The organism is Streptomyces sp. NBC_00178, from assembly GCF_036206005.1.
Classification (GTDB): Bacteria; Actinomycetota; Actinomycetes; order Streptomycetales; family Streptomycetaceae; genus Streptomyces.
This window is the reverse complement of sequence record NZ_CP108143.1, coordinates 246,099-265,591: the sequence shown is the minus strand read 5'-3', so window position 1 is coordinate 265,591 and position 19,493 is coordinate 246,099. Positions and strand designations below refer to the sequence as shown.

Below are 19,493 nucleotides of genomic sequence, written 5' to 3'. Positions count from 1 at the left end.
ACGTACCCTCCCACGCCTGCGGCTCGTGGGAGGGTACGTGCACGATCTGCCCGTGCAACAGGTGCCGGTGATGCGCGAGTCGGGCGGTGGCGGGATCCCACCACCGCGGGACGGTTCGCGCAGGGCACGCCGGCGCCGGCGCACCGGCAACCGTCGCGGGGGAGTCCCCGGATCAGCCGTCGACGGACCGGTCGCGCGCGCTCACCGCCTCGACCCCCGCCTCCACGAGGCCCGTGACGGTCGAGGCGTTGTCCGCGACTCCGGTCCGCTCCGCCACTCCGTGGGCGGCCGTGCCGGTCTCCTGCCCGATGCTGCTAGCGGTCAGCGCGGTATCGGTCAGGGCCGGAGCCAGACCGTCGGCCTGGGCGGTGGGGGCGGCCGCCAGCAGGAAGGAACCGGCTGCGGCAAGGGTGAGGGCTCGGCATACGTTCATGATCGGTACAACGCGGCGTGCTCCCGTAGGACACGCACGCCGCCGGGCCGGCGTCCGCGTGCGTCGTCGCCGCCGCCGCACGAGCGGGTGCCCGGAGGCGAGCCGTGTCCGGGGTCGTGTCCGGCAGCCGGGTCACCGACGGGCGGACGCCCCGGCCGGCCCCTTCCGGCCGTGCCGTCACCGCAGGATCTCGACGTGTCCGTCGGTCCCGTCCACGCGGATGCGCTGTCCGTCGCGGATCAGCCGGGTGGCGTGCTCCACGCCCACGACGGCCGGCAAGCCGTACTCACGGGCGATCACCGCCCCGTGGGTCATCAGGCCGCCCACCTCCGTGACCAGACCCGCGATTCCGACGAACAGCGCCGACCAGCTCGGATCCGTGAAAGTCGTCACGAGGATGTCGCCCGGCTCCAGATCGGCGTCCGCCATGTCGAGGACGACGCGGGCCCTCCCCTCGACGGTCCCGGTGGACACCGGCAGGCCGATCAGGGCTCCGGCAGGTGCGTCGTGGCGCCGGTAGGCCCCGTTGACGGCTTCGCCGTCCGAGGTGAGCACCCGCGGCGGGGTGAGTGCCCGGTACGACCGGAATGCCTCCCTGCGCCGCTGGATGAGCTGCTCGTCCACCCGCCCCGACCGCGCGACCTCGCCGAACTCCTCGAAGGTGAGATGGAAGACGTCCTCCTTCTCCCTGAGGACACCGGCCCGCTCCAGGCGCCCGGCCTCTTCCAGCAGAGCCTGCTTGTAGACGGAGTAGCGGCTGACGATGTTGTACTTGGGGTACTCCCGATACCCGATGAACGTACGGACGCGGTCGATCATCCGCTTGGTCTCCTCGGCCAGGCGTGCGCCGTCGGGCAGGTCCCGCACACGTGACAGCACGTCATGTTCCTTCTCCAGGGCCGCATCGCGCCCCTGCTCGAAGCGCTTCGCGGCGGCTCCCGGCCCGAAGTTCCTGACGTTGTCGAGGATCGCCGGCACGAGCGTGCCGGGGCGTTCGGCCCAACGCGGCCTCGTGATGTCGATCTCGCCGGCGCAGCGCATGCCGTACCGCTCGAGAAAGCCCTCGATGGCCTCGCGCGCCTCCCTCCCGCCCGCGAGTCCGTCCAGCCCGTCCAGCAGGTCTGCGTCGTCGGCGCCCCGCAGGAAGTCCACCACCTCCGGGTGCGGACGGATCGCGTCCGCGACGTCGAGGAGCGCCAGTCCCATCTCCGAGGTCACGTTGCCGGGGGCGGACAGCGTGAGGGTGTCAGCGGCGTTCTTCTCACCCAGCCATTCCCGCAGGTTGTCGTTGAGCCACCAGGTGGCCTCCATCCCCGCCAGGATCACCTGGATGCTCAAAGGATCGCTGAGGACCCGCTTGTGCTCCTCGAAGGCTTCGAGCAGGAAGTCGAACAGGGCCGGTCCCGTCCTGGCCCGGATGTCGCGCTTCAGCGCCGCGGTCGACGCCCGGCCGCGCTCGATCAGCTCGGTGACGATCTCCGGATCGGTCTCGATCGGCGGGGCGCCCGCCGGAGCCCCGCCGGGGGCCGTGTCCGGCAGCGATGGGATGAAGGCGTCGTCCTCGAGCACCGTCTCCAGGGCGTCCCTGATCAGGGGGTCCCCCTTCCCCATGATCTCCAGAAGCCCGGCCCGGCTCGCCGGTGAGGCCAGGCGCCGCGTGACGTCGACGAACAGCCTCCCGCCGGCCTCGTGCATCGGCACCATGGCCGTCAGTGCCCACATCGAGGACCCCAGCCGTTTCATGGGGTCGGTCATCATCTGCTGATGACCGACGGACACGTAGACGTGATTTCCCCGGTCATCGGCGCGGGGGACGGGGAACAGCGTGGTGATCGGGCGGCTCTGCACGATCTGGAAGCCGCCGTCGCTCAGGCACCACTCGATGTCCTGCGGGCGGGCGAAGTGCCGTTCGACGCGGCGCCCGAGCTCCACGAGCCGTACCGCCTGTGCGTCCGTCAGAGCCGGCTGCCCCTGCCGTTCCGGGGCGACCGTCACCTCCTTCGTCCCGCCACCGGGCACGGCGACGACGGCACGCTGTTTGGCTGCCACCGTCCTTCCGACGACTTCGCCCTCCCTGATCCTGAAGACGTCCGGGTTCACCAGGCCGGAGACCAGGGCCTCGCCGAGACCGAAGCCGGCATCCACGGTGGCCACCTTGCGGTTGCCCGTCACGGGATCGGCCGTGAACATGACGCCTGCCGCCTCCGGGAAGACCATCCGCTGCACGACCACGGCCATCTCCACCGCGCGGTGGTCGATCCCGTTCCGCCGGCGGTAGACCACGGCCCGCTCGGTGAAGAGCGAGGCCCAGCACCGGCTGACGTGCTGAAGGACCGCCGAGCGGCCCACGACGTTGAGGTAGGTGTCCTGCTGGCCGGCGAAGGAGGCCGTCGGCAGGTCCTCCGCCGTCGCACTGGACCGCACGGCGTAGGCGGTCTCATCGCCGAAGGGTGCGAGCGCGCCGGTGACCGCGGCGACGATCTCGCCCGGGACCGGGGTCCCCTCGACGATCCGCCGAATCTCCGCGCTGAGCAGGCGGATCGCCGTACCGTCCTCCGGGTCCACGCGCGACAGCTCGTCGAGCCGGTCGTCGATCGTCGGCGCCTGCGCGAGGACCCGGCGGAAGGCGTACGTCGTCACGCAGAAGCCGGCCGGTACCCGGATGCCGTCGATCGACGACAGCTCGCCCAGGTGCGCCGCCTTCCCGCCGACCGCGGTGAGCCGTGTCGCGTCGGCCTCGCGAAGATCCATCACGTACTGTCCGGTCATTCCGATACCCCCGAAGTGTCCGTCATGCCCGGTCGCCCCGTGCACGCCGATCGAACCACCGACCCCTCCCGATTCGTCGGACCCGTCCCCGGGCGTGCTCCGTCCTCCGACAGCCCTCCCCGTGGTCGCTCAGCACAGCGCTTTCCGGACGCCGACAACAACACGCGCACTTCGTGCTCCCATTTCCGCAGGTGGTGGCCTCGGCCGGTCATTCTGCGCCGTCCCGGGGGCCTTGCCGCAAGCCCCCCTCTGCGCTATAACTTGGAAAAGGCAAGGAGTGGGAGACTCCTTGCCTTCGTCATGTGCCCTGCCCGCGCGACGCTGCCGCCCCGTCAGCTCTCCGCATCCGTCGGCCGGGCCCCGTGGTCACGTCCGAGGGCCCGGCGGTTCTCCCCGCACGTCACACGCGTACGAGCTTCTCCTTCTTCTCGCTCTTCCAGAAACCGGAGAACGTGATGCGGTCCTTGGGAAGGCCCGCGCGGACGAGGTGGCGCCGGCCCTCGGTGGCGAGCGTCGACTCGCCGACGACGAACGCGTAGCCAGCCCGGTCGACCGTGTCGTGGCGGCAGAGCTCCGCGAGGGCCGCCGCGCCCGGCACCGCCGTCGCGTCGTTCCGGACCACCCAGGTCACCGAGACGCCGTCAGGAGCGGCGAGAGGACGCCGGTCGGCGTCGAGCGGGATCTCCTGGATGACCCGCCCCACGGTGTCCCGCGGGAGGGAGCGCAGGATGCCCGCGGTCGAGGGCAGGCCGCTCTCGTCGGCGACCACGAGGACCTCGGTGGCGTCCTCGGGGCGGTCGAATATGAGTCCCTGGTCCAGCAGGGCGACCGGGTCGCCCGGGCTGGTCCCGCAGGCCCAGATCGCCGCCGCGCCCTCCGGCTCACCCTCCGGTCCGCAGTGGACCACGAAGTCGACGTCCATCTCGGCCTCCCGGGGGCGGAAGCCGGCGACGGTGTAGTTGGCGCAGTGCGGCCGCACGGCCTCGGGGATGGCGAAGTAGGGGTCCCACCACCGCTGGCCGGTGAGTTCCGGAAGCACGAAGTCGGCCTGGTGCGGCAGGCGCAGGAACAGGCGGAACCAGTGGTCGTATCCCCGCCACGGGAAGTCGCCGAGATTGCTGCCGGTGATCGTCACGCGCTGCATCGACGGCGAGTAGCGCGTGGTCCGCACCACCTCGCCGCGGAACAGACCGGGGTGCTTGGGCATGAGCCTGGGGGTCTTCGACACAAGTGAAGGTTAGCCTAAGCTAACTCTCACCCCCACCCCCCGTGTGCCCGACGCGTCTCCACCGCCCGACCCCCTCGCGATCTGTCCGGCGTGTGCCGGCGCCGCGAGCGTCGGACCCCCGCGAAGTCGCCGTGCCGTGCGCCGCCCGTCTACCGGTAGAGGTCGGCGGCGAGCGCGATGACGGTGTGGGTGGCCGGGTGGGCGTCGCGAGCCCGCCAGATGAGGTGCACGGGTACCGGACCGGCGTCCCGCAGCGGCCGGTAGGCGATGCCGTCGCGACGGTACTGGGCGGCGGTCGACTCGGGCGTGAGGCCCACGCATCTGCCGGTCGCGACGGCGCTGAGCCAGTCGTCGATGTCCTGGGTGTACTCGACCGTGGGCCGGCCGGGTTCGGGCCACAGGTCGAGCGTCGTGGTCCCGGTGCGGCGGTCGATCGCCAGAGTGCGGCCGAAGACCTCATCGAGACGGATGCCGCGACGACGGGACCAGGGGTCGTCGGAGGCCATGGCGACGTAGCGCGTCTCGTAACCGATCAGCGCGTGGGACCAGGCGCGGAGGTCGAGCGGAGCGCGGACGACGGCGAGGTCGCAACGTCCTTCCGCGAGGCCGCCGGTCGGACTGTTGTGGCGGACCAGGCGCAGTTCGGTCTCGGGGTGCTGTTCGTGCCAGCGGCGCTGGAACTCGGTGGTGTGTCGCCCGAAGGCGGACCAGGCGTGACCGATGTGGAGGCGGGTGTGCCCGACGGTGGCCTCGCGGACGAGTTCGTCCGCGCCCGTGAGCAGGGACCGTGCACGGGCCAGGACCCGCACGCCGACGGTGGTCGGCGCGACGTCTCGGCTGGTGCGGTGCAGCAGCCGCACGCCGAGCACGCCCTCCAGGGCGGCCAGGGTGCGCGACACCGCGGCCTGGGAGACGCCCAGTTCATGAGCGGCGTCGGTGAGGCTGCCCGTGTCGACGATGGCGACCAGGCACCGCAGATGTCTCAGTTCGAGCGCTGTCCCGGCCGTTCGCCGCGTGGCATCCATGCGTCCAGCGTATAGACGGAGCGTCGATTGCATTTTGCGCATGCGGGCCCCCGCCACATCGTGGGGTGCATGACCTCCCCCTCCGCTCCGCCGGGCATCGCCACGACACCCACCGCTGCGCGAGCCGCGCCCACGCCCGGGTCCGCCCGGCGAGGTGGGCGCTGGAGCGGGATCGGGCTGATGCTGGGCAGCGGGCTGTCCAACCAGAGCGGGGCGGCCGTCGCGGCCCTGGCCTTCCCGGTGCTCGGACCGGCCGGTGTCGTGGCGGTGCGTCAGTGGGTGGCGGCAGCGGTGCTCGGCGCGACGGCCCGGCCGCGGCTGCGGGGGTTCACGGCCGCGCAGTGGCGTCCGGTGCTCGCGCTGGCCGTCGTGTTCGCCGCGATGAACCTGTCGCTGTACACGGCGATCGGCCGGATCGGTCTCGGGCTGGCGGTCACGCTGGAGTTCCTCGGTCCGCTGACCGTGGCACTCGCCGGCTCCCGCCGCCGGACGGACCTGTGGGCCGCCTCGGCCGCGGCGGTCGCGGTCGCGGTACTCGCGAGGCCCACCCCGTCCACGGACTACCTCGGCATCTCCCTCGCACTGCTGGCAGCGGCCTGCTGGGCCTGCTACATCCTGTGCAACCGCGTCGTCGGTGCCCGGCTGCCCGGCATGGAGGGGCCGGCAGCCGCGGCGCTCGTCTCCGGTGTGCTCTATCTGCCCGTGGGCGGGTGGGCGCTCTGGCAGCACCCCCCGACGGCGGCGTCGCTGGGCTGCGCGCTGGCAGCCGGGGTCCTCTCCTCCGTCGTGCCGTTCGCATCCGACCTGCTGGCCCTGCGCCGGGTTCCGCCGCACCTCTTCGGCGTCTTCATGAGCGTCAATCCCGTTCTGGCCGCGCTGATCGGCCTTGCCGTGCTGGGCCAGCACCTCGACGCAGCCTCGTGGCTCGCCGTCGCGGTGATCGTCACGGCCGACGCCGTGGTCGTCTCCCTCGCGCACCGCCGTGTCCCCGGCGGTGCGGCCGCCCCGGCGGATGCGTGAACCGCGGTTGTCGCCACGGCGGCGCCTCCCGCCCACCGGCGGCCGCGTCAGGCGGGATAGGCGTGGGTCTGCGCGGCTTTGACCGCGGCCCAGACCGGGGCGCCCGGATGCAGGTCGAGTTCGGCCGCGGCGACGGTCGTCAGGTCCGCGGCGAGGGGCAGACCGCCCGTGAGGTCCGCACGGATCTGATCGCCGTGCGTCTCCAGACCCGCGACCTCGCAGTGCCACAGGTTGCGGGCGCTCGAACCGGTGGGCCGTTCCCGGTACAGCGTGACCGCGCCCGGGGAGAAGGCGACGAAGGCGGGGCCGGCGAGGTCTTCGGTGGTGATGATCTCCGTCCCCGAGTCGAGCCGTACGCGATGTCCGTCGGCCTGCCCCTTGTAGAGGTTCAGTCCGACGAGTTGGGCGATGTAGTCCGTACGCGGATGACGGGCGATGTCCGAAGGGGTTCCCTCCTGGACGACGTGCCCGTGCTCGATCACGACGAGCCGGTCGGCCAGCACCATGGCGTCCAGGGGATCGTGCGTGACCAGGACGGCGACGGCCTCGAAGTCCGCCAGGTGCTGCCGCAGCCGGGAACGCACGCCGAGGCGTGTACGGGCGTCGAGCGCGGCCAGCGGTTCGTCCAGGAGGAGCAGCCGGGGACGCGTCGCCAGGGCACGGGCGAGGGCGACGCGCTGGGCCTGACCACCGGAGAGCAGACGCGGCTTGGAACCCGCGTACTCGGCGAGCCCCATCCGCTCCAGCAACGGGGCGGCCTGCGCGCGGGCCTCCGACTTGGACGCGCCCCGGCACCGGGGCCCGAACGCGACGTTGTCCAAGGCCGTCAGGTGGGGGAACAGCAGATAGTCCTGGAAGACCACCCCCACCGGACGCCGCTCGGGCGGTGTCCCGTCCAAAGCGACACCGTCCAGGCGCAGGTGACCTCCGGTGAGCGGGGTGAGGCCCGCCAGGGCACGCAGAGCGGTGGTCTTTCCCGCGCCGTTCGGCCCGAGGAGCGCGACGACTTCCCCCGGGGCGACGGCCAGCGCCATGTCGAGGCGGAAGGTGCCGCGGTCCAGGACGAGGTGGGCGTCCAGTCCCTCCGAACCGCCGTGCCCGGCGCGGCGGGTACGGCCGGACTCCCGGCCCGTGTGTGTCATGAGGAGGCCGTCCAGCTGTCGGGCGGTCCGGTGCGGACCGCGGGGGAGTGGGTGAGGCGGGTCATGTCGCGGTCATCCACCGGTCGCGCAGCCCGGCCAGGACCGCGATGGAGACGGCGAGCAGGACCAGGCTCAGCGCGATGGCCGCGGCGGGATCGCTCTGGAGCGCGAGGTAGACGGCCAGTGGCATGGTCTGCGTACGGCCCGGGAAGTTGCCCGCGAAGGTGATGGTGGCCCCGAACTCGCCGAGTGCGCGAGCCCACGCGAGGACGGAACCTGCGGCGACGCCAGGCATGATCAGCGGCAGCGTGACCCGTCTGAACGCCGTGAACCGGGAGGCGCCGAGTGTCATGGCAGCCTCTTCGAAGCGGGGGTCCGCCGCGCGCAGCGTGCCCTCGACGCTGATGACGAGGAACGGCAGCGCCACGAACGACTCCGCGACCACGACGCCGGCGGTGGTGAAGGGAAGGGTGACCCCGAACCACGAGTCCAGCCACTGCCCCACGATGCCGTTGCGGCCGAGTGCCAGCAGAAGGGCGACACCGCCCACCACCGGGGGCAGGACCAGAGGCAGCGTCACGAGGGCGCGTACGAAGCCCCGCCCCGGAAAGTCCGTCCGTGCCAGCAGCCATGCCAGCGGCACCCCCAGCACCACGCTCACTGCCGTCGCGGCGCTCGCACAGATCAGCGACAACCGGAGGGCGTCCCAGACCTCCGGGCTGGTCAGCTGCTCGGGCAGGCTGCGCCAGGGTGCCCGTACGAGGAGGGCCGCCAGCGGCAGCAGGAGGAACACGAGGCCGACGAGTGCGGGCAGCAGCAGCGCGAGAGGCACCCCGCGGCGGCCCCCGGCCGGCCGGTCGCGCCGCCGCGACCCGCCGCCGCGGGCGCCGCCACCCGCGGCGGCGCCGACCGTGGCACCCGGCTCGTCCGTCCCGGTCACGGCTCGAGGAATCCCGCCGAGGTCAGAACCTTCTGCCCTTCGGCGGACTGCACGTACCCGATGAACGCCTTGGCGGCCGCGGCGTTGGGCGCGTCCTTGAGCAGGGCGATCGGGTAGTCGTTGACGGCGTCGGCGGACTCGGGGAATTCCACACCCTCCACCTTGTCACCCGCTGCCCTCACGTCGGTCTTGTACACGACGGCGGCGTCGGCCTCCTTCAGCTCGACCTTCGTCAGGGCGCTCTTGACGTCCTGTTCGTAGGAGACCGGGGTGAGTTTCAGCCCGGCACCGTCGAGGGCCTTCTGCGCGGCTGCTCCGCACGGCACCGTCCTGTCGCAGAGGACGACCTTGAGCTTCGGATCGGTGAGGTCCTTGAGGGACTCGATCCCGTCGGGATTGCCGGGGAGGGTGGCGATCTCCAGTTGGTTGCGCACGAAGGTCGCGGGGGTGCCGGTCACGTCACCCGCGTCGGTGACGATCGCCATCGTCTTGGGGCTGGCGGCGGCGAAGACGTCCGTGGGGGCGCCCCCCGTGATGCTCGCCGCGAGAGAGTCGCTGCCGCCGAAGCTGAAGGTGACCTTCGTGCCGGGGTGCGCCTTCTCGAAGTCCTCGCCCAGGGTCGTGAAGCTCTCCTTGAGGGAAGCCGCGGCGAACACGGTCACGGTGCCCGACACCTTCTCCGACGCGCTCGCCGCCGAAGGATCCGACGTCGGCGACGCGTCGCCGGAGGAGGAACAGGCGCTCAGGGCCAGCAGCGCGGCCACGCCTGCTCCGGCCATCCGCAGGGTCCGCTGTGCTGAACGGGTCGTCACGGGTCCACTCCCTCTGACTCTTCGGAAGAGTCCGTCTGCATGTCCGGGAAGGGCCCGGCGGGTCCTTCCCCCTCTCTCGGCGGCCAGGCCGCCCGGCTCGGCCACGGCGACGCCGGGACCGCCCGCCGGGACGATGCCCGGCCGACGGAGGACTGCCGCCCTGTCCGGCGGGCCGGTCTCCTGCCGAGGGCAGGGTCCGAGGCCGCGCGGACGAGGTACCCGGTCAAGCCCTCCACCCCCGGTCCGGTTCGTTGGCGTGCGCTGATCATACTGCCGCAGATTCAAGGTGTAAGTCTCTTGTCACATTGCATGAGCTGGACTGAGTGCGGAAGAGGTAGGCATGTGCGTTTATACGGTCCTGCTGTCCGGGTACGTCATTCCCGGAGGTGGTCGCCCGTGAATCCGTCCGTCACAGCAGCCGGTCCCATGGCGGAACTCGCCCTGAGCGGTGATGTCGCACGCCCCGCCCGGCTGACGGTGGCGGACCTGCTCGCCTGGCCGCAGCATCAGACGCGGGTGCGCTTCGAATGTGCCACCAGCGGCGCCCGGCACCACCGGTTCGCGGGGCCTCTCCTGCACGACGTCCTGGCCGACGCGGGTCCGGCCTTCGACCCTGGCCGGCGTAAGGACCGCCTGCGCTTCCTGATCGTGTTGTCGGGAGCGGACGGACACCATGTGCTGCTCTCCTGGGCGGAGATCGACCCGGATTTCGGAAGGGCGCCCGTCCTGCTCGCGGTGAGCATCGACGAGACGCCTCTGGACCGGGCCGGTCCCCAGCTCGTGCTGCCGCAGGACCGCTGCGGCGCCAGGCACGTCAGCGGAATCACCGGTATCCGCGTGGACGGCGGATACCGGTCGGCTGCCTGAGGCGGGCGCGCGCCGTGACCGCGCCGCGGCGCGGTCACGGCGTGGTGCGGGCGGCTGCGCAGGCGGAGACAGGGCGGGTGGGGACAGTGCTTCCGTCACCCGCGCGAGTGCGGAGCCGACGGAGTGTCCGTTCAGGAACGGTCGATGTGCACGCTGGTCGACTTCACGCGGGCGGTCGCCTCCACCCCGACCTCCAGGGCGAGCTCCTCCACGGCCTCACGCGTGAGCAGCGACACCAGACGATGAGGCCCCGCCTGGATCTCCACCTGCGCCGCCACGTCTCCCAGCTTCACGGCGGTGACGATGCCGGGAAAGGCGTTGCGGACCGAGGTGTACGGGACTTCCTCGCTCTCGCTCGTGCCGGCGATCTCCACCGAGAAGGCCGCGAGGTCCTTTCCCTCGATGAGGCGGCGCCCGCCTTCGTCACGATGGGTCGCCACCCTGCCCGCGTCCGCCCAGCGCCGGGCCGTGTCCGGACTGACGCCCAGCAGTCGAGCCGCCTGGCCAATCGTGTAGAGCTGCATGGCCTCAAAACTAGGACCCTTGGGCGCGCATATGCAAGCTAAAACGCTCATCTGTATGGGCAAATGCGAGGTCGAGAGCCAATAGCTGCCCGTGTCTACAGGGCGCGTCGACTTCGGTGCGCCGGTGCCGGATGCGCTCGCGTGACGTCGCCGTCCCGCGTGATCCGTTCGGTGGATGCCGCTCACGATACGCCCGGCCGCCGCGACGGCGGGCCCCTGCCGGTGCGGGTTGTGCTGCCCCGGCTCCCCTTCGTCACCATCTTGACAGGTGACGAAGACTAGGTCAGAGTCGTCACTGTTCAAGGAGGTGTCGGACGGGCGTCCAGTGTGGCGTGCCCGGCCGGGGCCTCGTCGAATCCACCGGTTCGACCGGGGCGTGGAGCCTCCGTCGCCCGGAACCGAGGCCGCGACGTCGCCGACAGGCGACCGCCGCACTTCGGCGGCCCGTGCCCGAGGGAGCCGCGCCGGTACGAGGCGCGTGTCCCGCGGCCGGAGTCCGACGCGCCGAGTCCTGGTGACGCGGGCCGCACAGCAGTCCGAGAAGCCGCGACCGCCGCGGTTCTCCGCTCACGAACCTCGCCGGGATGCCCAACACCCGGCGGTCCCGCCCGGAGGTAGTTTTGATCACGCTGGTCCTCATCGGGCTGACAGGCGGCTTCATCACCGCCATTTCTCCGTGCATCCTCCCCGTCCTCCCGCTGGTCTTCCTCTCCGGCGGAGTCCAGGGAGGGAAGCCGGAAGAGACCGCGACCCGCAGCCGGCGGCCGTACGCGGTGATAGCCGGACTCGTCGTCAGCTTCACGCTGATCACGCTCTTCGGCACGCTGGTGCTCAGTGCCCTGCCGCTTCCCCAGGACATCATCCGGTGGGCCGGCCTCGTGGTGCTGCTCGTGCTCGGCGTCGCCATGATGTTCCCGAGGCTGCAGGACCTGCTGGAACGCCCCTTCGCGCGCATCGGGCAGCGGCAGGTCGGCGGGACGCGCGGCGGTTTCTTCCTCGGCCTGGCCCTCGGGGCCGTCTACGTGCCCTGCGCCGGGCCCGTGCTCGCCGCCATCACGGTGGCGGGTGCGACGCACCGGATCGGCGTGGACACGGTCGCCCTCGCCGTCGCGTTCGCGGTCGGCACGGCCGTCCCGCTGACCTTCTTCGCGCTGGCCGGCCAGCGCATGGGGGAGCGCGTGCGCGCGTTCCGCGGCCGGCAGCGCCGCGTCCAGTTCATCGCGGGGCTGACCTTCGTCGCGCTGGCCATCGGTCTCACGTTCAACGTCACCGACGCCCTGCAGCGCGCGGTCCCCGACTACACGGCGAGCGTCAACAAGGCGATCTCCGGTTCCGCCGTGACCGGGGCGCTCGGCTCGGGCGGAAGCGAGAAGCTGAGCCAGTGCGTCCAGCAGCCGTCCTCCGGTCTGCACGACTGCGGCGAGGCACCCGAGTTCGCCGGGATCCAGTCGTGGCTGAACACACCCAAGGACGCACCGCTGACCCGTAGCTCCCTCAAGGGCAAGGTCGTCCTGGTCGACTTCTGGGCGTACTCCTGCATCAACTGCCACCGCGCGGGCGAGCACATCAACGCCTGGTACGACACGTACAAGCGGAGCGGCCTGGAGGTCGTCGGTGTGCACACCCCCGAGTACGCCTTCGAGCACGACCGCGGAAACGTCAAGGCCGGAGCCGCGCGCCTGGGTATCAAGTACCCGGTGGCACTGGACAACGACTTCGCGACCTGGCAGAACTACAGCAACGTCGCCTGGCCTGCCCAGTACCTGATCGACGCACACGGGCGGGTGCGGAACGTCGCCGTCGGCGAGGGCGGCTACGCGGACAGGGAGAAGCTGATCCGGGAACTGCTGACCGAGGCGCACCCCGGGGCGACCCTGCCGGCGCCCACGGGCGTGCCGGACAACACCCCGACCGACCGCACGCAGACCCCGGAGATCGGCCTGGGCGTGGGGCGCAGTGACGCCGTCGCCAACGGGCCGCTCGAAGGGGGACGCGAAGACTTCAGCTACGCGGACACGCCCGCACTCGGCCAGTACGCCCTCACGGGAGGCTGGGACGTGGGCAAGGAGTCGGTGACCAGTGGCCACGACGCCGCGATCAAGCTGAACTACTCCGCTCGTGAGGTCTACCTGGACGTGGGCGGGACCGGCACCGTCACCGCGACCGTCGACGGCAGGAAGACCACGTACAAGGTTTCGGGTGCGCCAAACATCCGCCGTGTGGTGAGTGGCCACGGATCCCGGGACGGGGTGGTGACGCTCACGCTCTCACCCGGCCTCAAGGCGTACTCCTTCACCTTCGGGTGAGCCGCCGTCCGGCTGCCTGATCGGGGGATGGCCTTGCGGGTCGTCCCCCGATCGGGCGCATACGGCCGTGCCCGGTCCGGCGTCCGCCGGGCCGGGCCGTTCCCCGTCTCGGTCAGACCGGGGGCGGGCTCGCCGTGAGGATCCGGGCCGCCGCGAGCTCTTCGCGGGACGCCTGCCCGGCATGCTCCAGAAACCCGTACGCGTCGTCGCCGACCGGGATCCGCAGCGGGGTGGGGGCCTCCGCGCCGACGATGCCGAGAACGCGTGCCGCGAAGTCCTCGGGGCGGCCTGTTCCCGGGTTGGTCGCCAGGCCGCGGGAGCCTTCCAGCATCGCGCGGTTCGTCCCGTCGTAGGCGGGGACCCTCCGGCCGGCTTCGGTCATGGAGACCCCGTAGCGCGTCGCGAACATGCCCGGTTCGAGCACGGTGACGCGGATACCGTGTGGCGCGGCCTCGGCCGCGAGGGTCTGGCTCATGCCCTCCAGGGCGTGTTTCCCGGCGGTGTAGGCGGCGAGGCCGGGGAAGGATATCCGGCCGACCACCGACGAGACGTTGAGGATGTGGCCATGCCCCTGGGCCCGCATCAGGGGCAGGACGAGGCGGACGAGTCTCCAGGGGCCGACGACCAGGGTCTCCAACTGGTCCCGAAGTTCCGTGTCCGACACCTCCTCGACGGCGCCGAACAGACCGACGCCGGCGTTGTTGACGAGGACGTCGATTCCGCCGAGGCGGTCGGACGCGGTGCGTACGGCCTGTTCGCAGGATTCGGCGTCACGCAGTTCGAGGGGGACCGGGGTGATGCGGCCGGGCCACGCGCCGACGAGGTCCTCCAGGTCGGCCGTCTTGCGTGCGGTGACAGCCACCTCGTCCCCGGCACGGGCCGCGGCGCCGGCGAGGGCGTGCCCGAGGCCCGAGGAACAGCCCGTGATCAACCAACGTCGTCCCATGTGTTCCCCCGTGATGTCCGATCCGGTTCCGGATGGCTGTGGCGGCGCTGTGTGCGTCGTGCCGTAGCCGCCCCGGCCGCGGGTGGCTCCACCGGTGGGCGGTGGTGCCGTCGTCGTGCGGCGCGCCGGTGGTCCATCCTGACCGCCGAGGCCGCGACTGCCCCGCCGGGGGCGGCAGTTCATGTTCACGGGGGTACCGGGACGAGGTCATCCCTCCGGCGGGGGCGCGCGGAGGCACCGAGGCGCACGGACCGGCGCGCTTCCCGTCGGCCGGCAGACGAACTGATGCGTACGCGGCACGACGAGATCCACAGGAACCTCGTCGTCCAGAGAACCAGGCCCTGGTGGACGTCGGTTTCGACAACCCCGATCCGGCACGCCGAGGCGGCGAGTCCCGCCTCGAGCCCGTCCACTCGGACCGGGGCATCGGCCTGACGACACGCGAGCCCATGAACAGCCGGCGTGCCGACTGGCCGGCCACCGCCACGGACCGTCCCGCCTTCCCGCCGCTGCTCCAGCTCGACTACGCGGTCGACACCGACGCGTCGGGCCGAGCGGGAGGGGCGCGAAACCGGCTGTCCCCGCCTCGCACCTGCCGGGCGCGGCGGGTGCGGGTGCCGTGTCCTCCCTGATGGTGGACCACTCGTACGACGACGGGCGCGCCCGGCAGCTTGCCCGCCGTGCGCACGACGGGCGCACGACGGGCGCTACGCGCCGGCCGCACCGCACAGGGCCCGCTTCGTGTCCGTCCGGGCGCCCGCCCGGGATGTCGCCCACAACGCCGTCACCCAGTCCGTGACCAGGGCTTTCGGTCTCCGCTGAGTGAGCCGGCCGACTGGGCGGGCCGCCCCCTCGGGTGCGGCCCGCCCAGCGGATGGACGCACGGCCGGCGGCGCACAGGTCGCCCGGCAGCGGAGGGCCGCCTAGTATTTTCCGCATGGGCAGCCGGTCCGTCGATGGCAGCAGCGCGGAGGTCGGGACCGACCGCCGGGACCCCCTTCCGCAGACCGGAAAGAGTGGTCCGGCGGCTGTTCTCCACCGCGCGCTGCAGGGTGCGGTCCGCCGGCTGGACGCCGCCTCGGCCGTCGTGTACCTCCTCGACGAGGGCGGCACGCAACTCCGTGCGGTGATGATCGGCGGCAGTCCTCCGTCGGCGTTCACCCTTCCCGGCCGCATGCCCCTCGACGCGTCCTACGCCTCCGCACGGGCCCTAGCCTCCGGGAACGTCGAGGTTCTGACCGATCCCGATCTGGCCGAGGGGGAGAACGGCGACGGGGCACCGTATCCGTACGTCGCCCTCTCGGCGCCCGTCACCGCCCCGGGGCACCGCTTCGGCGCCATCACCGTGCTCAGGCCGGAGACCCACGGCGGCTGCACGCCGGCGGATGCCGAGGCGATGCGGGACATCGGGGCCGGACTCGGGCTCGACCTCGCGGCGCTCGCGGACGCGGGCGTCGCCGTCACACCCGGGCACATGCCCGTGCTCGTGCCGGTGTTCAGCGCACACGCGGAGAACAGCACCCCCGGCTGGGGCATCCCCGACGTTCCGGGATCCGCGGGGATGAGCCTCGTCTACCCGATGCGGCGGCTCGCCGACATGCTGAACCGGGCCACGACCATGGACCAGATCGTCCGGGCGGCCAGATTCTGCGTCATGACCCCCTTCCGCGCCAGTGCCCTGGCCCTCGTCTCGGCCAGGGAAGGGCGCCTCTGGGTCCTCGGACACACCGGCGACTCCTCGGGCATCGCCAAGGACCTCCACGGCGCTGTCCTCGACGACTCGATGCCGGCCGCGAAGTCGGTGCGCGACCGTCCCGTGTTCATCTCCCGCCCTTCGGCGGACGAGTCGCGGACGGAGGTCTACCTCCCCCTTCTGGGCAGCAGGCACGCCACGGACCTGCCTCCCGAGGAGGGCACGGACGTGGTGGGCCTCTGCTGCCTGACGTTCGAGAGGACCCGCGACTTCCCGCCCGAGGAGAGAGCGATCCTGAACATGATGGCCGGGTCACTGGGCGCGGCGGTGGAACGCGTCGAGCTGGGCAGGCGACAGCGCGCGGCGGCCGAGACCCTGCAGAGGCAGCTGCTGCCGCCCACCCTCTCCGAACTGCCCAGACTCACCACCACGGCCCGCTACCGGCCCGCCGTCGTCACCTCCGAAGCGGGTGGGGACTGGTACGACGTGATCATGCTTCCGGACGACCGGGTGGTCCTGGTCGTCGGAGACGTGGAAGGCCACTCCATGGAGAGCGCCGCCGTCATGGGGCAGGTCCGCAGCGCACTGGTGGCCTACGTGACCGAGGGCCACCGCCCGGCGGCGGTGATCGACAGGGCCGGCAGGTGGCTCACCGCCATGGGCGCGGGCCTGCTGGTCACCTGCTGCGTCGTCGCGCTCGACACCGTCGCGGGTGTGGCCGAGGTGGCGCTGGCCGGGCATCCCGCGCCGCTCGTGCTGCTGCCCGACGGAAGCAGCGACACCCTGGAGGCGCCCGCCAACGTGCCCCTCGGGGTCACCGTGGATGCGGGGAGCCTGGCGCGCGAGCACACCCTCCTGCCCGCATCGGTTCTGATGCTGTACTCCGACGGATTGCTGGACTGGAGCACGGCCGACCCCATGGCCGGAGCGAGGGCGCTGCTCGGTTCGGCCGACACCGTTGCGCCCGCCGATCTCGAGGAACTGGCCGACCACCTCATCGCCGACACGTCGGCCCCCCAGTACCGGCGCGACGACGCGGTCCTGCTCCTGGCGCGGTGCGAACACGCCGAGGGGGAGGTGGTGCCACGGGCCGACAGCCTCCGCATCCAGCGCCGCGACCTGCGCGGCGTCAAGGCGGCACGTGATTTCGTGGACGACCGGATGCACGACTGGGGGCTGGCCGGGATGGCGGACAGCCTCCAGCTCGTGGTCTCCGAGGTCGTGACGAACGCGCTCGTCCACGCGGGCAGTGACGTCGAACTCCGTCTGCGGGTCTTCGCGGAACGCATCCGGGTCGAGGTACGCGACTCCGCCAGCAACCCGCCGGTCCCCTCACCGCTGTCGCTCTCCGAGGAAGGACTCTCGCAGGCCGAGCACGGCCGCGGCCTCTTCATCGTCGACGCCCTGACCGAGGGGTGGAAGAGCTACCCCAACGGCAGGGGCAAGACGGTCTCGCTGGACGTGCTGATCCCGGACGCCTGAGAGCACGGGGCCCGCGCGCTGTGCGGAACGTCCGCCGCCCGGTCCACGGCCGCCTGGCGAGCCGGGCCCGGGCGTCGTCAGGCCGGCCCCGCTCCGGGCAGGCCGAGGAGCCGGCGCGCCACCGCCTCGACTGGCTCGTCACGTTCCCTGGCCAGGGCGACCACCGCCCGGCAGGCGAGTTCGTTGATCCCGAAGGCCAGCGCGTCCGGTGCTACCCACCCCGCCGCCTCGTCGAGCCGGTCCGGGTTCTCCTCGACGCTCGCGGTCACGTAGGCCGCTGCGGCTTCGAAGACGTTGTGGCGCGGCCGGGCCGGGTCCTTCGGCGGCACGGGGACGGGCGGATGGGCGGTGAAGACCCTTCGCAAGGGTGCAAAGGCACGGCGGGCGGAGTTCACGTCTGGCCACCTTCCCCTGGAGATGCGGCCGGTGTGCGACCGCGTTCACTTCAAGTCTTCCACCCTGCAGCGGAGTTCGAACGCATGCGCCAGGTTGCTGCGGGGATCCGCAGCGGCGCCCGCACCCACCCGTTCCGGCTCCTGGCTCGACCACGGCGGTGCGCCGTCCGTCGGACCCCGGGGTCAGGATCACCGCACCGGGCCAACGGTCAGCAGTCGTACGGCCACTGCGGCGCCCCGGCCGCCGGTATGCGTGCCGTCGGTCCCGGACGTGTCGCGGTGACATGTCGCAAGAGCGATATCGGGTGCCGGTGGCGTCGCAGGGGGTGGCCTGATGCGTCAGGGAGCGGAGCCGGTCCACCGCGACTGCAGGGCTGGGAGGGTGGATGTAACGACAACTGTGCATGCCGGGAGGGGAGTTGCGTGGCGAGACCGTCGAGGGCCGGGCGGCGGTTCCTGGATCCGGCGACGGGTCCGGCGTTCTGCGTCCGTCGCGGGGTGTCTCGCGCCCCTGTCGGCGGAGTGGGCGCGCGGCGGCCGGAGGGCTATCGGAATCGTCACCTGTTTGACAGGTGACGTCGATCCTGTGAGGATCAAGTCACCGCTCGAACGGGTGACGGAAACGTCTTTCCTCGCCGAGCGGCCCGCGACGCACGGGATCCGTGTGTCCCTCCACTCGAAGAAGGACGATTCACATGCCGCACACCTACACCGCCGCCGTGAAGGTCACCGGCGAGGGCCGCAACGGCGGCCACGCCCGATCCGACGACGGTCTGCTGGACACCGGCCTGTCACTCCCGAAGGAACTCGGCGGCGCCGGCACGGCCACCAACCCCGAGCAGCTCTTCGCGGCGGGCTGGTCCGCCTGCTTCCTGGGCGCTGTCCGCCTCGCGGCCGCTGAGCGCAAGATCCGGCTGACCAGCACCGAGATCGACACCGAGGTGTCGCTGGACCACGGCGACGACGGGTTCTCCCTTGCCGCCGTGCTCAACCTCCGAGTCGGTGGAATCACGCAGACCGAGGCCGAGGACCTCGCCGACGCCGCCCACCAGATCTGCCCCTACTCCAAGGCCGTCCGCGGGAACATACCCGTCACGGTCAACGCCGTCGCCGTCTGACCCGCCGGGCATCGTCCGGTGCCGCGTACCGCGGGGACCGCACCGGCCGTCACACTCATATGCGGGACCCGCGGTTCGCCCGGACCGGCGTGCGCGAACGAACGAAGGGGAAGAAGCCGTGGCCACCTCACCATCCCTCCGCGGCCGGGCCTCGGTGCGACGGAGGGCAGTGGGCCTGACCCACTCCGACGTCCGCAGGGCACTCGAGGACGCGCGCATCGACCACCTCGGCATGCGCCACGACGAGGCGGACGGTGACGGCGGCCACGGTGCGGCGGTACTGGCCGAGTGGGAACGTATCGAGCGGTTGCTCGCCGGCACCACGGCCGTCTACCTGCCCGATTCCGACCCCCTCGTCCAGGAGGAGCGCGCGGCCGGGTCTCGTCAGCAGGAGGACGTGCTGTCGGAGCACGGGGCGGGCCGCCGAACCACCGGCGGTGCCGCCCCGGCGGCCCTTCAACTCACCGGCCCCGCAGCCACGGTGACGAGCGTGACCGGCGCCGAGGAGCCCCGGACCTCCGATGCGCGAAGCGGAAGCCGCCGACACGACAGGATCGACGCGTGGCTCGCGCAGGCCCTCGCCGACCACGGCGGCTTCCCCGATCCTGCCGGCCCACCCACCCCCGCACGCGCACATGCCGCACTCCTCTCGGCGCTCGCCCGGGCCGGCGCGCCGGTGGACGCGTGTGCCCAGCCCTTCGTCGAACGGCTCGCGGACGCCGACGCCGCCTCAGTGGCCGCTCTTGCCGCCTGGCTCGACGGTGTTCTCCCGTAAGGAAGTTGACGCATCGTC

Annotated in this window: 17 protein-coding genes; 7 read left to right on the top strand and 10 right to left on the bottom strand. The window is 72.0% G+C overall.

Features of this window, described 5'->3' with window-relative positions:
- Positions 1-172 precede the first annotated feature (172 nt).
- From OHT61_RS01030 to OHT61_RS01015, 4 genes are all read right to left on the bottom strand, one after another.
- Entirely contained in the window at positions 173-433 is a 261-nt protein-coding gene (locus OHT61_RS01030) for a hypothetical protein (RefSeq protein ID WP_329034132.1), read from the bottom strand.
- Between the two features lie 177 nt (positions 434-610).
- Complete coding sequence (rph, locus tag OHT61_RS01025) at positions 611-3,202, bottom strand: rifamycin-inactivating phosphotransferase (RefSeq protein WP_329034131.1); 2,592 nt, start codon at positions 3,200-3,202, stop codon at positions 611-613.
- 400 nt (positions 3,203-3,602) lie between these two features.
- Positions 3,603-4,430 carry a siderophore-interacting protein gene (locus OHT61_RS01020; protein ID WP_329034130.1) on the bottom strand — a complete coding sequence of 276 codons (828 nt, stop codon included), beginning with the start codon at positions 4,428-4,430 and terminating at the stop codon, positions 3,603-3,605.
- A 149-nt stretch (positions 4,431-4,579) separates the two neighbouring features.
- Entirely contained in the window at positions 4,580-5,455 is an 876-nt protein-coding gene (locus tag OHT61_RS01015) for a LysR family transcriptional regulator (RefSeq protein WP_329034128.1), read from the bottom strand.
- Positions 5,456-5,524: 69 nt separating this feature from the next.
- Here OHT61_RS01015 and OHT61_RS01010 point away from each other — a divergent pair, with 69 nt between their 5' ends.
- Positions 5,525-6,475, top strand: a complete 951-nt coding sequence (locus OHT61_RS01010; protein ID WP_329034127.1) for an EamA family transporter — start codon at positions 5,525-5,527, stop codon at positions 6,473-6,475.
- Between the two features lie 47 nt (positions 6,476-6,522).
- Here OHT61_RS01010 and OHT61_RS01005 read toward each other — a convergent pair whose 3' ends face one another.
- The 3 genes from OHT61_RS01005 to modA all read right to left on the bottom strand — a co-directional run bounded on the left by OHT61_RS01005 (position 6,523) and on the right by modA (position 9,336).
- Complete coding sequence (locus OHT61_RS01005; protein ID WP_329034125.1) at positions 6,523-7,617, bottom strand: ABC transporter ATP-binding protein; 1,095 nt, start codon at positions 7,615-7,617, stop codon at positions 6,523-6,525.
- A gap of 61 nt (positions 7,618-7,678) precedes the next feature.
- On the bottom strand, positions 7,679-8,557 hold the full coding sequence (modB, locus tag OHT61_RS01000; RefSeq protein ID WP_329034123.1) for a molybdate ABC transporter permease subunit: 879 nt from the start codon (positions 8,555-8,557) through the stop codon (positions 7,679-7,681).
- Positions 8,554-9,336: a molybdate ABC transporter substrate-binding protein gene (gene modA / locus OHT61_RS00995; RefSeq protein WP_329043042.1), complete on the bottom strand. Its 783-nt coding sequence runs from the start codon at positions 9,334-9,336 to the stop codon at positions 8,554-8,556. The genes modB and modA overlap by 4 nt, the downstream gene beginning before the upstream one ends.
- Positions 9,337-9,795: 459 nt before the next feature.
- Between modA and OHT61_RS00990 the strand changes: the two genes are divergently transcribed.
- Complete coding sequence (locus OHT61_RS00990; protein WP_329043041.1) at positions 9,796-10,236, top strand: molybdopterin-dependent oxidoreductase; 441 nt, start codon at positions 9,796-9,798, stop codon at positions 10,234-10,236.
- Between the two features lie 131 nt (positions 10,237-10,367).
- On the opposite strand, the gene OHT61_RS00985 is transcribed toward OHT61_RS00990, so the two are convergent.
- Positions 10,368-10,760, bottom strand: coding sequence for a TOBE domain-containing protein (locus OHT61_RS00985; protein ID WP_329034120.1), 393 nt, complete (start codon positions 10,758-10,760; stop codon positions 10,368-10,370).
- Between the two features lie 584 nt (positions 10,761-11,344).
- Between OHT61_RS00985 and OHT61_RS00980 the strand changes: the two genes are divergently transcribed.
- Positions 11,345-13,066, top strand: a complete 1,722-nt coding sequence (locus OHT61_RS00980; protein WP_329034118.1) for a cytochrome c biogenesis protein CcdA — start codon at positions 11,345-11,347, stop codon at positions 13,064-13,066.
- A 112-nt stretch (positions 13,067-13,178) separates the two neighbouring features.
- Here the strand turns inward: OHT61_RS00980 and OHT61_RS00975 are convergent, their stop codons facing one another.
- Entirely contained in the window at positions 13,179-14,012 is an 834-nt protein-coding gene (locus OHT61_RS00975) for an SDR family oxidoreductase (RefSeq protein WP_329034116.1), read from the bottom strand.
- Between the two features lie 344 nt (positions 14,013-14,356).
- Here OHT61_RS00975 and OHT61_RS00970 point away from each other — a divergent pair, with 344 nt between their 5' ends.
- Together OHT61_RS00970 and OHT61_RS00965 are read left to right on the top strand one after the other, a co-directional pair.
- Positions 14,357-14,644, top strand: a complete 288-nt coding sequence (locus OHT61_RS00970; protein WP_329034115.1) for a hypothetical protein — start codon at positions 14,357-14,359, stop codon at positions 14,642-14,644.
- A gap of 305 nt (positions 14,645-14,949) precedes the next feature.
- Positions 14,950-17,187 (top strand): SpoIIE family protein phosphatase, encoded by a 2,238-nt coding sequence (locus tag OHT61_RS00965; RefSeq protein WP_329034114.1) that lies wholly within the window; start codon positions 14,950-14,952, stop codon positions 17,185-17,187.
- 77 nt (positions 17,188-17,264) lie between these two features.
- Here OHT61_RS00965 and OHT61_RS00960 read toward each other — a convergent pair whose 3' ends face one another.
- Positions 17,265-17,516 carry a hypothetical protein gene (locus OHT61_RS00960; RefSeq protein ID WP_329043040.1) on the bottom strand — a complete coding sequence of 84 codons (252 nt, stop codon included), beginning with the start codon at positions 17,514-17,516 and terminating at the stop codon, positions 17,265-17,267.
- Between the two features lie 761 nt (positions 17,517-18,277).
- On the opposite strand from OHT61_RS00960, the gene OHT61_RS00955 reads away from it, so the two are divergent.
- Both OHT61_RS00955 and OHT61_RS00950 read left to right on the top strand, forming a co-directional pair.
- Positions 18,278-18,700: an organic hydroperoxide resistance protein gene (locus OHT61_RS00955; protein WP_329034113.1), complete on the top strand. Its 423-nt coding sequence runs from the start codon at positions 18,278-18,280 to the stop codon at positions 18,698-18,700.
- Positions 18,701-18,818: 118 nt separating this feature from the next.
- A complete protein-coding gene (locus OHT61_RS00950; RefSeq protein ID WP_329034112.1) occupies positions 18,819-19,475 on the top strand; it encodes a hypothetical protein in 657 nt (218 codons plus the stop codon).
- Positions 19,476-19,493 lie beyond the last annotated feature (18 nt).